The organism is Glaciecola sp. 2405UD65-10 (assembly GCF_048820975.1).
Classification (GTDB): domain Bacteria; phylum Pseudomonadota; class Gammaproteobacteria; order Enterobacterales; family Alteromonadaceae; genus Glaciecola.
Window position 1 is genome coordinate 181,435 of record NZ_JBMEUF010000001.1, and the last position, 13,610, is coordinate 195,044.

At 42.1% G+C, this 13,610-nt stretch carries 13 protein-coding genes; 3 read left to right on the plus strand and 10 right to left on the minus strand.

Annotated elements, in window-relative coordinates:
- Positions 1–7: 7 nt before the first annotated feature.
- On the minus strand, positions 8–691 hold the full coding sequence (locus ACOI22_RS00870; RefSeq protein WP_420669251.1) for an arylesterase: 684 nt from the start codon (positions 689–691) through the stop codon (positions 8–10).
- A 19-nt stretch (positions 692–710) separates the two neighbouring features.
- Here ACOI22_RS00870 and ACOI22_RS00875 point away from each other — a divergent pair, with 19 nt between their 5' ends.
- Entirely contained in the window at positions 711–1,403 is a 693-nt protein-coding gene (locus tag ACOI22_RS00875; protein WP_420669253.1) for an ABC transporter ATP-binding protein, read from the plus strand.
- A 5-nt stretch (positions 1,404–1,408) separates the two neighbouring features.
- Positions 1,409–3,922: an ABC transporter permease gene (locus tag ACOI22_RS00880; RefSeq protein ID WP_420669255.1), complete on the plus strand. Its 2,514-nt coding sequence runs from the start codon at positions 1,409–1,411 to the stop codon at positions 3,920–3,922.
- 63 nt (positions 3,923–3,985) lie between these two features.
- Here ACOI22_RS00880 and ACOI22_RS00885 read toward each other — a convergent pair whose 3' ends face one another.
- A complete protein-coding gene (locus ACOI22_RS00885; protein ID WP_420669257.1) occupies positions 3,986–4,873 on the minus strand; it encodes a TIGR01777 family oxidoreductase in 888 nt (295 codons plus the stop codon).
- A 2-nt stretch (positions 4,874–4,875) separates the two neighbouring features.
- Positions 4,876–5,241 (minus strand): dihydroneopterin triphosphate 2'-epimerase, encoded by a 366-nt coding sequence (gene folX, locus ACOI22_RS00890; protein ID WP_420669259.1) that lies wholly within the window; start codon positions 5,239–5,241, stop codon positions 4,876–4,878.
- Positions 5,242–5,291: 50 nt separating this feature from the next.
- Between folX and ACOI22_RS00895 the strand changes: the two genes are divergently transcribed.
- Positions 5,292–6,356, plus strand: a complete 1,065-nt coding sequence (locus tag ACOI22_RS00895) for an AI-2E family transporter (RefSeq protein WP_420669261.1) — start codon at positions 5,292–5,294, stop codon at positions 6,354–6,356.
- A gap of 82 nt (positions 6,357–6,438) precedes the next feature.
- Here ACOI22_RS00895 and ACOI22_RS00900 read toward each other — a convergent pair whose 3' ends face one another.
- The 7 genes from ACOI22_RS00900 to ACOI22_RS00930 are packed head-to-tail and all read right to left on the minus strand — an operon-like array spanning position 6,439 to position 13,499.
- Positions 6,439–6,738: a YciI family protein gene (locus tag ACOI22_RS00900; protein ID WP_420669263.1), complete on the minus strand. Its 300-nt coding sequence runs from the start codon at positions 6,736–6,738 to the stop codon at positions 6,439–6,441.
- Between the two features lie 21 nt (positions 6,739–6,759).
- On the minus strand, positions 6,760–7,599 hold the full coding sequence (gene trpA, locus ACOI22_RS00905) for a tryptophan synthase subunit alpha (RefSeq protein WP_420669265.1): 840 nt from the start codon (positions 7,597–7,599) through the stop codon (positions 6,760–6,762).
- Positions 7,599–8,780, minus strand: a complete 1,182-nt coding sequence (gene trpB / locus ACOI22_RS00910) for a tryptophan synthase subunit beta (RefSeq protein ID WP_420669267.1) — start codon at positions 8,778–8,780, stop codon at positions 7,599–7,601. The genes trpA and trpB overlap by 1 nt, the downstream gene beginning before the upstream one ends.
- Before the next feature lie 26 nt (positions 8,781–8,806).
- Positions 8,807–10,243 (minus strand): bifunctional indole-3-glycerol-phosphate synthase TrpC/phosphoribosylanthranilate isomerase TrpF, encoded by a 1,437-nt coding sequence (trpCF, locus tag ACOI22_RS00915; RefSeq protein WP_420669269.1) that lies wholly within the window; start codon positions 10,241–10,243, stop codon positions 8,807–8,809.
- A complete protein-coding gene (gene trpD / locus ACOI22_RS00920; RefSeq protein WP_420669271.1) occupies positions 10,240–11,268 on the minus strand; it encodes an anthranilate phosphoribosyltransferase in 1,029 nt (342 codons plus the stop codon). Before trpD ends, trpCF begins: the two co-directional genes overlap by 4 nt.
- Positions 11,258–11,893 carry an aminodeoxychorismate/anthranilate synthase component II gene (locus tag ACOI22_RS00925; RefSeq protein WP_420669273.1) on the minus strand — a complete coding sequence of 212 codons (636 nt, stop codon included), beginning with the start codon at positions 11,891–11,893 and terminating at the stop codon, positions 11,258–11,260. Before ACOI22_RS00925 ends, trpD begins: the two co-directional genes overlap by 11 nt.
- A gap of 1 nt (position 11,894) precedes the next feature.
- Complete coding sequence (locus ACOI22_RS00930; RefSeq protein ID WP_420669275.1) at positions 11,895–13,499, minus strand: anthranilate synthase component 1; 1,605 nt, start codon at positions 13,497–13,499, stop codon at positions 11,895–11,897.
- Positions 13,500–13,610 lie beyond the last annotated feature (111 nt).

Below are 13,610 nucleotides of genomic sequence, written 5' to 3' on the forward strand. Positions count from 1 at the left end.
CACTTCACTATTCAGCTAAAATTGCTTCTTTTAATGCATTTGACAGGGCATCTGCAATCATTGGCTGAGCCTTCGCAGTGGGGTGTATGCCATCACGTTGCATCAATTCTTTATTTAGACCAATTTCCTGTAGAAAAAACGGCACGAGCGGTACTTCGTATTGTTTAGCTAAATCATGATAAATTGCATTGAAGCTTTTAGTGTAGCGCGTACCATAATTACTTGGAATTTGCATTTCTTGCAAAATCACTTTAGCCTCGTTTTGTTGAGTGAGTTCAATAAGCGCCCTTAAGTTTTGTTCTATCTTTTTAGGGTTATGCCCTTGAAGTCCATTATTTCCGCCCAATTCTATATACACATGGCTAGGCTCATGAAGGGCTAAAAGCCGAGGTAAACGCGCTAATCCGCCGTCAGTGGTGTCTCCACTTATGGCTGCATTTACCACTGAAATTGGGGTGTTATCTTGTTGCCATTTTTGAGCTAACAATGATACCCAGCCTTGTTCTGCACTTAGCCCGTATGCTGCTGACAAACTGTCGCCAAGTACGAGTACTTTATAAGAGCTGTTTGTTTCGAAAGAATTAGGCTGATCTGAATGAACAATACTAGAGAATAAAAGACTAAGTAAAATAACCCAAAATGGGGTGCGCTTAAGCGCCTTAAATAGCCAACAGGATGAAATATTTGTCACTATGAGCAAAGCCTCTTTAATGATTGAAACGAAAAGTGTGATTAAAAAGGTCACTACGAATGAAGGTGAGTTACAGATCCTTCAACCCATTACTTTTAATGTGACCGCAGGAGAGAGTGTAGCAATAGTTGGGGCGTCTGGCTCGGGTAAATCAACGTTATTAGGCTTATTGGCGGGTTTAGATGAAGTCAGTGGCGGTCATATATTTCTAGATGGACAACCTTTACACACCATGGATGAAGAGGCGCGAGCCCGTTTACGCGGTGAAAAAGTAGGGTTTATATTTCAAAGCTTCATGTTGGTTCAAAGCCTTACTGCCCTTGAAAACATAATGCTTCCGGCACAAATAGCAGGCCTGAAAGACGCGAAAAAGCGTGCGAATGAGATTATAAAGCAAGTTGGCTTAGAGCATCGTGCTCATCATTTTCCAAATCAGTTGTCAGGCGGTGAACAGCAGCGCGTTGCTATAGCGAGGGCATTTATAACGCAGCCTAAAATTTTATTTGCCGATGAACCTACCGGTAACCTTGACTCTGCGAACTCACATAAAATTGAAGAACTTTTATTTGCGCTAAACAAAAATTCAAGCACCACCCTTGTATTGGTGACGCATGATAACGAGCTAGCAAATAAGTGTGATCGCCAATTACATATGAATGCAGGTGAATTAAGTGAACAAACTCAGCGCTTAAAAGTGGTTTCAGGGGAATAATAACTATGATCACTTTTGATTTAGCATGGCGCTTGTTTAAACACGAGGCAAGGCGCGGCGAGTTGACCATTATTTTGCTCGCTATTGTATTGTCAGTCGCATCGGTATTATCGCTGAGTTTATTCTCTGAACGTTTACAACAAGCCTTAACTGATAGAAGTGCAGAATTTATCGCTGCTGATAGCCAATTGCGTTCACGCAATGAAGTTGACCCAGCTTGGATTTCTCAGGCCCAAAACCAAGGCTTAAATACCGCATTTCAATTATCTACACGCTCAATGGTGTTCGCCGGTGACGAGTTAGCCTTGTCAGATGTGCGAGCGGTTGACAACGCATACCCGCTTAAAGGCCAAGTGAAAGTATCCACGGTTCCTTTTGGTGAAGGCGCAGCCGTAGCTGAGGGAGTTAAACAAGGAGAAGTGTGGGCTGATGCACGGCTACTACAAACCTTACAAGTAGAATTAGGCTCAGAGCTTGAAGTGGGGGATGCTAAACTTGTAGTAAGTAAAATTTTAAGTGAAATTCCTGACGCAGGATTTAGCGTTTTTAACACCGATCCAATATTATTGATGCATGCCAGTGACATTGCTGCTACCAATATAACGGGGCCTGGTAGCCGAGTGAACTACAAGTATTACTTTACCGGTGAGCCTGAACAAATTGAAGATTACTACGATTGGCTGCGTCCGCAACTCAATAGAGAGGTTCATCGCTGGACCAGCATTGAAGATGATGATTCTCCTATTGGCAATTCAATAGCGCGAGCGGAGCAATTTTTCTTACTCGCCAGTTTACTCGCTATTGTATTAGCTGCGGTGTCTATTGCGGTTGCTGCTCAGCGTTTTAGTCAACGACACTTTGACCCAGTAGCCATTATGAAAACCTTAGGCGCTAGCCGCGCAATGGTGCGTCAAATTTATCTCATACAAATTAGTTTTATAACGCTGCTTGGAATCGTAGTGGGGAGTATTATTGGTTATATAGTACAGCAAGGAGTTGTACTCGCTATTCAGGACCAAGTGGAGGTTGCATTAAACACTTGGTATTGGCGTCCATTAGGGATAGCTGTATTTACCGGCGTTACCTGCGCTTTGTTGTTTTCTATTTATCCATTATTACAGCTTTTCTCAGTTCCTCCCCTGCGAGTGCTACGAAAAGACATTAGTGCAACGGTTTCATCAAAAGCCCTACAATTTTTCTTTTCTGGCGGTGCGGTTTTCCTTCTCATGTGGGTGTACAGCGGGAACTTGCGTGTGAGCAGTATTTTGTTTGTTTCTGGCGTTGCATTGGTTTTGAGTTTATTAGCGGTAACTTTCTTACTCATTGTGGTAGGGCGCAAATTAGGCAGTGGCAGTATGGGCGCATGGACTTTAGCTTGGGCTAGGATCCGCAGGCGAGCAATGGGTAATTCGGTACAGCTAATCAGTTTCGCAATTACTATTATGCTGCTTTTGGTAGTGTTGGTAATGCGCAATGACATGGTAAAGCAATGGCGCGACCAACTCCCTGAGGGCACGCCTAATTATTTTATGGCAAACATTACTGAATCTCAGAAGCCTGCCTTAACGGAGCATTTTGATACCAACATGGTGACATACGAAGACTTCTACCCAGTGGTAAGAGGGCGTTTTGTTGCCATTAATGATGAAACTGTTCGAACCGAGGTCACCAAAGAAGGGGAAGATTCTGATAATGACGGCCGTCAAGGCCTAGGGCGTGAAGCCAATTTGAGTTGGAGCACCCAGCTTCAGTCAGGAAATGAAATCATTGAAGGGCAGTGGCATAACGATTGGCAGGAAGGCGAGCCAGTTCCGCTTTCAATTGAAGATGGCGTAGCTAATCGATTAGGAATTGCTTTAGGAGACAAATTAACATTTAACGTGGGAAGTGAAGTTATTAGTGCAACGGTAACCAGTGTACGAGAAGTAGATTGGCAAACCTTACAACCAAATTTCTTCTTTGTGCTTCACCCTAAAGCCATGGAGAATTTTAGCGCTACTTACATTACGAGTTTTTATTTAGATGAATCTAGAAAAAATGAAATAGCGCCTTTGATGGCACCTTTTGCAAGTGTAACGCTATTTGACGTAGATGCACGAATTGATCAAATAAGAGAAATTATTGACCAAGTATCTATGGCGGTGGAATTCATATTAGTGTTGGTGCTAATTGCGGGTGCATTAGTTTTGATTGCTCAAGTACAAGCCAGCATGGATGAACGTTTACAAGAGTTAGCTATATTAAGAACTCTTGGTTTAAAAGGCTTAAGTATTCGATTTAGCGTAATAAATGAGTTTATTGTAATAGGCGCAGTTGCAGGGTTTATGGCTGCCTTAGCAAATGAATTCAGTTTGTTTTTGCTGCAAACTCAGGTATTTCAAATGCCAGCTTCTTTGCATGTAGAGTATTGGTTAATAGCTCCTGTTGTTGGGGCTATAGTGGTAGGGATTTTAGGCGCAATAAGTTGCTGGCGTTTATTGTCACTTAACACAGCGCATTTACTGCGAAAGATGGTGTAAATGAATTAAACAAAAAGGCTGATTATTATAATCAGCCTTTTTTAATTTAACGCTATAGCTTACTTAAATGTCTAATGCATCAAGCGCATCAACTAAGGTAGGGTAAGCGAAATTAAAATTAGCGGCGATTAGCCGTTCAGGCATCACTTTTTGCCCATATAAAACTAATTCTGATGATTCACCCATTAAGGCTTTTAGCACAAAGCCCGGGACTCTAAACAAACAAGGTCGGTCTAAGCGCCGCGCTAATTTTAAGGCAAAATACCCGTTCGTATTCGGGTTGGGCGCGGTAAAATTAAAAGGGCCTACGCACGCTTGGTGTTCTAATATGTGTAAAATACCTTTTACCATGTCATCAATATGAATCCACGACATAAACTGTTTGCCGTCACCAATTGGGCCGCCTAGGCCTAATCTAAAGGGCATAATCATTTTAGCTAATGCGCCGCCTTCTTCATCAAGTACAATGCCAGTGCGCATGATACACACCCTTGTATTAGCCTGATTCGCAATGTCTTCCCATTTTTTACATACCTGATGGCTAAATTCATCATGGTAATCGCTAAAGTCTTCATTTATGGGAGTATCGCCTTGGCGCCCATAAATGCCAATAGCTGAGCCACTCAAGAAAACCTCAGGAGGGGTTTGTGCAGTGTTAATTAAATCAACTAAACGCTGGGTGATAGTCCATCTAGATTGGCATATTGCCGCTTTTTGTCGCTCACTCCATCGTTTGTCTGCAATAGGTTCGCCTGCTAAGTTTATAATTGCATCGTACTTATTTACGTTGTGAAGTCCATCTAAGGTTAAGGCGTGAATGTCTTTACCTAGCAAGCGTTGAGCTCGGCTTGGATCGCGGGTAATAACTGAAATTGTATAATTGCCAGTTAACTTTTTTACGAGTCTTCGACCAATTAAACCCGTGGCGCCAGTAATAAGAATGTGCTTCATCTTTAGTCCTTGGTGCACGAAAGTGCAAGTGACACAGAGTCTGAAAACCTGAGTGCATGGGGTTTATCTACCTCAGCTTCTGCAAAAATTACCCATGGATGTTCAGCCGCAATAGTAAGTACTTCAGAGGTTAGCTTTTCAAGTAGTGAAAACCGGTTGTCTTCAACTAATCGTATTATCGCCTTAGTAATTGTTTTATAATTTAATGCATCTTGCATTTGGTCACTATCAGTTGCTCGCTTCGCGTCATATTGAATGGTAATGTTGATCACAACATCTTGTTGATTCAATATTTCATCTTCATTAATGCCAATGTAGGTGCGCAAGCGCAAGTTTTTAATACGAATAGTCGCAAGATTTAAATTCATGAACGTGTTATATCCTTGTGTAAAATAATCGTTGGTAAGGGAATCATTTAATGGAAGTAAAATCGTCCGTTACAAAGTCATTTATTATAATGGCTGCTGTAGTAATTGTTTTAGCTGGTATTAAAGCAGCAAGCGTTATTTTTGTACCATTTTTATTATCAGCGTTTATTGCTATGGCCGTTAGCCCACTCATCAATTGGTCAGCTAAGTTTAATGTTCCTCGCTGGCTCTCAATTACTTTAGTTATACTCTTAATTGTTGTAATTGGATTTATGCTTGCTGGGCTTATTACGCAATCACTGGGTGAATTTCAAAACAACTTGCCCGTTTATAGGCAACAATTGTCAGGCGAATTCGCTTGGGCGATTGAAAAACTATCACTTTTAAACATTAATATCGACAAAGACTTGTTCTTATCTTATCTCGACCCAGGCATGGCTATGAGCATGGCTACCAACCTATTAACCGGAATGGGTACGGTGCTATCTAATGTCTTTTTAATTCTATTAACCGTTATTTTTATGTTGTTTGAAGCCGAATCAATGCCTCGCAGGATTCATATTGCGATGTCAGATCCTGAAATGAATTTAACGCATGTTGACCGATTTCTGCAGTCAGTTAATCAATATCTTGTTATTAAGATGATGGTGAGTTTGGGTACCGGTTTGTGCATCGGCATTTGGTTATACTTTTTAGGTGTTGATCACTTTATGTTGTGGTCAGTACTCGCATTCATGCTTAATTTCATTCCTAATATTGGTTCAATTATAGCGGCTATTCCGGCGGTTTTAATCGCTTTTGTTGAAATGGGATTTGTGACTGCTGGCTTAACCGGTCTAGGCTTTATAGTGGTTAATACTGTAATGGGTAATATGGTTGAGCCACGCTTCATGGGTAAGGGTTTGGGCTTATCTACCTTAGTGGTGTTTTTATCGTTGATTTTTTGGGGATGGCTACTAGGTACCGTCGGGATGTTGCTTTCAGTGCCGTTAACTATGGTAGTGAAAATAGCCCTTGAGTCACAAGAAAGCACCCAGTGGTTAGCGATTTTGCTTTCACAAGACCCAGAAGATGAAGAACAAATTATTGAAGATAATGACGAAAAAATGGGCTAGGCGAATAAACACCGCGTACTGTCTATATAAAGAAAGTGGCCGCAGTTAAATAACAGCGGCGCACTTATAGTATAGTCGCATTTTACGGCAGTACTTTTTTGTAAGGCTTAACCGTTACTTTTTCATAAACGCCAGCTGTAATGTAAGGGTCTGCATCGGCCCATGCTTGAGCGTCATCTAAAGACGGGAAGTCAGCAATTACTAAAGACCCAGTGAAGCCTGCTGGACCTGGGTCTTCTGAATCAATTGCTGGGGTTGGTCCAGCTACTAATAACCTTCCTGCATCAGCAAGAGTATTCAATCGTGCTAAATGCTCTGGCCTAGCGGCCAGTCGCTTCTCTAAGCTATTTTCTACATCTTGTGCATATATCATGTAATACATACGACTTCCTTAATTTAAATCTTATCGTTGAGTGGCCGCTTTCATTTGGCTCACAAACTTACCTAGTTCACTATGCAGCGCATCATGATCATCTAAGTATTTAGCTATTATATTCACTGTTGCAGAACCCGATATTGCACCAGCAGCGCCCGCCTCAATGGCTGCGGCTACTTGTTTAGGATTAGAAATACCAAATCCTAGCAGTGGCGGAGCAACTTTATATTTATTTAACTTGGCTACCAGTTCTGCGGCAGGCAATTCCACTTCGGTTTCTGCACCGGTTACGCCTGCTCTCCCTAGTAAATATGTGTAACCACTTGATTTTTCACCTATGGCAGACAATGTTTCATCAGATGCATTAGGCGGCGCCAATAAAATTTGCTGTATCTCATGGGCTTGAGCAATTGTGATAAAGCGGTCAGCTTCGCGCAAAGGGACATCAGCTATGAGTATTGAATCAACACCAGCATTTTGTGCGTGTTGATAAAAATCGTCAATCCCGTTGACTAAAACCAGGTTGCTATAAAGCAATAAACCAATGGGGATATGCGGAAATTCGCTTCTAATTTGTTTAATAATCGCAAAGCAATCTTTCACTTTGATGTTTGATTGTAATGCACGAATGCTCGCTTTTTGAATGGTAGGGCCATCAGCAATAGGATCAGAGTATGGAATACCAAGCTCCAGCGCATCAGCACCGCTGCTTATAAGCGTGCGAATAATGGCAAGTGAGGTATCAAAATCAGGGTCGCCTACCATAACGAAGGGGACAAATGCGCCTTGATTCTTTTCATCTAGGCGGGTGAACATCGCTTCGTAACGCCCTGTATCTTTCGTAGTTGCAGGCAATGATGCGTTCATTATAGTTTGTCTCCTAAAATCTTTGTTACGTGGGCAAGGTCTTTGTCACCGCGCCCTGATAAGTTCACCACAATAATGGTTTCTTCTTCAGCTTCATCGGCCATGTTAAGTGCATGAGCCAAGGCATGTGAAGACTCAAGGGCCGGTATAATCCCTTCTTTACTTGCGAGTAATTGAAAGGCATTTAGCGCTTCGGTATCAGTTACTGCAAAGTATTCAGCTCTTCCTGTGTCAGCTAAGAAAGCATGTTGTGGACCAACCGCAGGGTAATCTAAGCCAGCACTCACAGAGTAAGATTCTTCAATTTGGCCGTCTTGATCTTGCATAATGAATGTATAAGCGCCGTGCAATATACCTTTTGTACCTTTTACTATTGTTGCACCATGCTCTTTGGTGTGCACGCCTTTACCTGCAGGCTCTACACCAATTAGTCGAACGCTTGGCTCGTCAATGAAATCGGCGAACATGCCTATTGCATTTGAACCGCCACCCACACAAGCAACTACGGCATCAGGTAGTCGGCCTTCTTTCTCTAAAATTTGTGCGCGGGTTTCTTCCCCTATCATGCGGTGATATTCACGCACAATGGTAGGGAATGGATGAGGGCCCGCTGCCGTACCTAACAGGTAGTGCGCAGTTTCGTAATTGGCAGACCAATCTCTTAAAGCTTCATTCACGGCATCTTTTAATGTACCAGAGCCTGAATCAACAGGAATCACTTCGGCTCCCATTAAGCGCATTCTAAATACGTTTGGAGATTGGCGCTCTACATCTTTAGCACCCATGTATATACGTGCCTTTAAACCTAATAAAGCACAGGCTAAAGCCGTGGCTACGCCATGTTGGCCAGCTCCTGTTTCAGCAATTACTTCGGTTTTACCCATGCGCTTAGTTAAAAGGGCTTGGCCAAGTACTTGATTGGTTTTATGCGCGCCGCCGTGTAATAAATCTTCACGTTTTAGGTAAAGTTTTACATTCGGATTACTCACTAGGTTGCGCGTGAGTGTCATCGCAGTAGGGCGACCAGCATAGTCTTTCAACAAAGATAAAAATTCTGTTTGAAAGTCGGGGTCTTCTTTTGCATCTAAAAATGCTTGTTCTAACTGGTCTAGCGCGGGGATAAGCAATTCCGGCACATACATACCGCCGAAGTCGCCAAATTTTGAGTCTAATTTATTCATTTTAGTTGTCTCTTTGAATGTGTGTGTTAAGCGCGAAGTTTGATAAACAGTTCACTCAGCAGCGCCTCTGACTTTTGTCCGCTTTGCGTTTCTACCCCTGAATTTACATCTAATAAACTAAGATTAAATTCACTGGCTTGCGTAATGTTTTTTATATTCAAGCCACCGGCAAGGGCAATTTGGTGTTTATTAGGTAATTGCTCAATTACTTGCCAATCAAAGGATTGGCCAGTTCCGCCTAATTGATCGCCAACTTTACAATCTAATAAAATTTTTGAAATAAGCGAGCTATCTAATAAGTTTTGCCATGAGGCCACCGCGCTATGCACGCTGGCTGCATCATCAACATCTACGGCAATCACTTTAAAAATTTGGCAATGCAAGGGTAATGATGAGTGCAACTGGCTAAGGTATTCTTGGGTTTCATTGCCATGCAATTGTACGCAACTTAGCGAAAGCTTGTTTACATACTCAATGACCTGCTCAATTGGCGCGTCTAGAAATACACCAACGTAATCACCTTTAACTTGTCGGGTGATGTCTAAAGCGGCTTCAAGGCTAACAAAGCGTTTTGATTTAGCGGCGAATATTAAGCCCATGTAAGTCACTGGAAAGCTGGAAATCATGGCGGCTTGCTCAACACTTGTTACACCGCAAACTTTAATAGGGCCATACACTAATTGTTTAATGGCTTGGTCTAAGTCACTTTGCGCCATTAGGGCACTTCCTACTAAAAAACCATCAACTAAAGGTGATAATCGCTGAATATCACTATGATGATATATGCCAGATTCTGAAATAATTACACCATTGAAACGCGCGTCAGTTCTTATCATGGGGGCTAGCTTTTCTGTCATGGCTAAATCGGTAGAAAGGTCACGCAAGTTGCGATTATTGATGCCAATAATACGTGCACCTAGTGCTAGTGCGCGCTCAGTTTCTTCTTCATTGCTGACTTCAGTTAACACGTCCATTTTGTAGTAATGAGTAAGCGCTGCTAATGCTTTGTATTCTTCATCTGACAATACAGACAACATAAGTAACACGGCATTAGCGCCTAAATAACGGGCTAAGTGTATTTGGTATTCATCAATAAAAAAGTCTTTATTCAACGCGGGTTGCTGCACTTTTTGACTAACAAACTGTAAATACTCAAATTTTCCTTGAAAGTATTTTTCATCGGTTAATACCGAAAAGCATGCGGCTTCTTTCATGTAAGCATCGGTAATTTCATCTAAATCAAAATGCTCACGAATGAGCCCTTTAGAAGGGGACGCTTTTTTACATTCGAATATGTAACTGGTGCCGCTCGCTGCAAGTGCGTCATAAAATGAATTATTACTTTCTTGTAATTCATCAATAAAGTTTTCTGCTGGAAAACTTAGTTTTTTTGCGTCAATTTCAACACGTTTATCAGCAACAATTCGCTGTAAAACATTAGGGGTATTTACTGCTGCGCTCACACGCTTTCTCCTTGGCTGATTTTTGCTGCTAAGCGAATAGTAGCAATAGGTAAGGCGCTATTAATACTTTGCATCACTTCTTTAAAACAATCTTTTAAGCTAAGTTCGGGCTTGTGCAACCACATAAGTGCCGCAGCATTCATTGCAATAGCATGAGTATGCGCTAGTTCGCCTTTGCCGCTTAACACCTTTTCAATGGCCGCTACGTTAAATTCAGGCGTATCGCCTTTAATTGCGGCTAAGGGCTGTGGTTCAATACCAAAATCACTAGGTGAAATTACCATTGAGCTTAGCTTGCCATCATTTACCAAAATGGCTTGTGTATCCCCGTGTAGGGCTATTTCATCTAAACCAGAGCCATGCACTACTAAGGCCTTATTATGCCCTAAATTAAGCAAAGTTTGCGCGTAGGGCGCTAGCAATTCAGGCGTATATACACCATAAATTCCATGGGTAGGTTGTGCCGGATTTGCTAATGGCCCAAGTACATTAAACAAAGTACGTGTTTTTAGTACGGTTCTAACCGGCATCACGTGTTTCATTCCTGTATGGTAGCTTGGCGCCGCTAAAAAACAGAAATTGGCTTTATCTAAACAAGCTCGTGCTACTTCAGGTGACATATCAAGCTTCATTCCAAAGCCCGCAAACAAATCACTTGAGCCTGATTTACTTGATACGCTTCTATTGCCATGTTTGGCAACTTTAATACCGCAACTTGCCGCTACAATTGAAGCTGCGCTTGAGATATTTATGGTGTTGTGGCCGTCACCACCTGTACCTACTAAATCGGAAAATGCGTAACTTGGGCGAGGAAAACGTAAAGCTGCATTTCGCATGGCTTCAGCGGCACCAGCAATTTCATCGCTGCTTTCGCCTTTCATTTTTAAAGCAATTAGCAGGGCGCTTAAATTAATGCTGTCAAGCTCACCATTTAATACTTGAGTAAACAATATCTGGCTTTGTTCTTGGCTTAAACTTTCGCCTTTATAAAGTGTTTCTAATAAGGGGTAAAAATCAGTTTGCATGAACATGTCCTGTTTCACTAAGGCTTGAGACTAAAAACTGCATGGCTTGGAATAACAATTGGCTTCCTTGGCAAGTTAATACTGATTCGGGATGAAATTGGAAGCCCAGCATTTTATCATCTTGATGTACGATAGCCATAGGTAAACCGTCAATATCAGCAACTACCTGCAAACATTCGGGTACATTGGTGGCTACTAAAGAGTGATAGCGTGCAATTGACATAGGTGAGGGTAGTTCACTAAACACTGGGGCAAAATAATGGCGCATAAGTGATGATTTCCCGTGCATTACATAGGGTGCGCGGCTCACTGTTCCGTGATAGCTCTCCACAATTGCTTGATGACCTAAGCAAATACCCAACACTGGATAACGTCCTTTTACTTCTGCAATAATGTTTGGCATGTTACCGGCGTCGCTTGGTGCACCAGGGCCGGGAGATAACATTAATAATGCCTGCCCTTTTTCATTATATTCCGCTAGTTTTGTCATAACTTGCTGAGTATCTATGGTGTTTCTGTATACCGTGAGCGTTACGCCTAGCACGCGTAACTCATCTACAAGGTTGTAGGTAAAAGAGTCTTGGTTATCAATAAGCACAACGAACATATTTTTTGCATCAATCATCTTATTGTTCTCCTGAATTCGTATTGGCTATCAAAGGAGAGCTATGGCTGCGCTGTACCGCGGCTATTACCGCTTGAGCTTTTACGCGCGTTTCATCAGCTTCAGATTGCGGGACAGAGTCATTTACAACGCCTGCGCCTGCTTGCACATGCGCCACATTGTTTTTTACAAAAGCAGATCGAATAACAATACAGGTGTCAAAATCGCCGTGGCCATTTAAATAACCAACAGCGCCGCCGTAACTGCCTCTTCTTTCTTTTTCAGTTTGGCGAATGAGCGATGCTGCGCTTATTTTAGGAGCGCCCACCAAGGTCCCCATATTCATGCAACCTTGGTAAGCATGCAGTGCGTCTAAATCTTCGCGCAATTCACCCGCTACGCGAGATACTAAGTGCATCACATGTGAATAGCGGTCAACTTTAAGTAAATCTTTCACGTGGCGGGTGCCAGGTTTGCTCACTCTTGCCACGTCATTTCGGGCTAAATCAACCAGCATAATATGTTCAGACTTTTCTTTTTGATCTTGTTGTAAGTCAAGTTCTAAGCGGCTATCTAAATCTAAGTCAATACTGCCATCAGCACGTTTGCCGCGAGGACGCGTACCGGCAATGGGATACACCTCTAAGGTATTGTTATAAGATTCGTACTTTACTGCCGACTCAGGTGAAGCGCCAAAAATAGTGAAGTCATGATCTTGCATATAAAACATATAAGGTGAGGGGTTAGTTAATTTCAACTGCTGATACGCGGTAATAGAGCAAGGGCACTCTATTGAGAAAATACGCGAAGGGACCACTTGAAAAATATCCCCATCAAGAATATTTTCTTTCAGCCTTAATACATCTTCACAATAGCTCGCGTCATCTTTGTTAACACTTACGCTTGGCGCATGGCTTATTGGTAAAAGTGCATCTTCAACGTAGCTTAAGTGGCTTAAATCATGGCGAATTTTTTCAAGGCGCTTGTGTACAGAAAAATAAGCATTTGCCACATTGGGGCCACTAAATACACTGCCAATGACTTGCGTGCTTTTTTGTTGGTGATCAACTAACACTAAGGTTTCGGCTAAATAAAACACATAGTCAGGGCAGCTATTTAAAGAATCCGGTACATCAGGTAACTCTTCAAAACTGGCGATTAAGTCATATGCAAACACCCCGCCTAAAAATACCGAATGAGGGTGGTCGCGCAATACTTTTAAGCTATTTTTTAGCACTCTAAGTACATCAAACACACTCATTTCTTTTAGTCTAGAATCTTCATCTAAGGAATTATTTGCTGGGCTGAAGCGAAATACCGCGCTTTTAGCGGTTTGGGATACCAGCTGTTGCGGTAATTGTTGGCAAAGAAAGGGCAATACGTCTTCGCCATTAGGGCTTAATGCACTTACGTTTACTTCGTGTTTGTCACATTGGATACGAAGCGCAGCATCAATTAATAGTAAACTTTTTAAATTGTCTTTACTGTTGATTTCAGCTGATTCCAATAACACTGAATGCTGGCTGGCTAGGGCTTGATAAGCGCTTAAAGGATTGGCACAGTAAGGGGCATCAATAAGAATGCTTTCTACCGTTCCCGGTTCAGTGCCTAAGTCCGACAAGTTCATGTTTGTGTTCCTTTTAATCTATTTTTATTCGTTGAATGCTTGTTGGGCCATTTCCTAAATTGAAGCAATAAAAAAGGCCCTAATTGGGCCTTGGATACGCGTGCATGCACA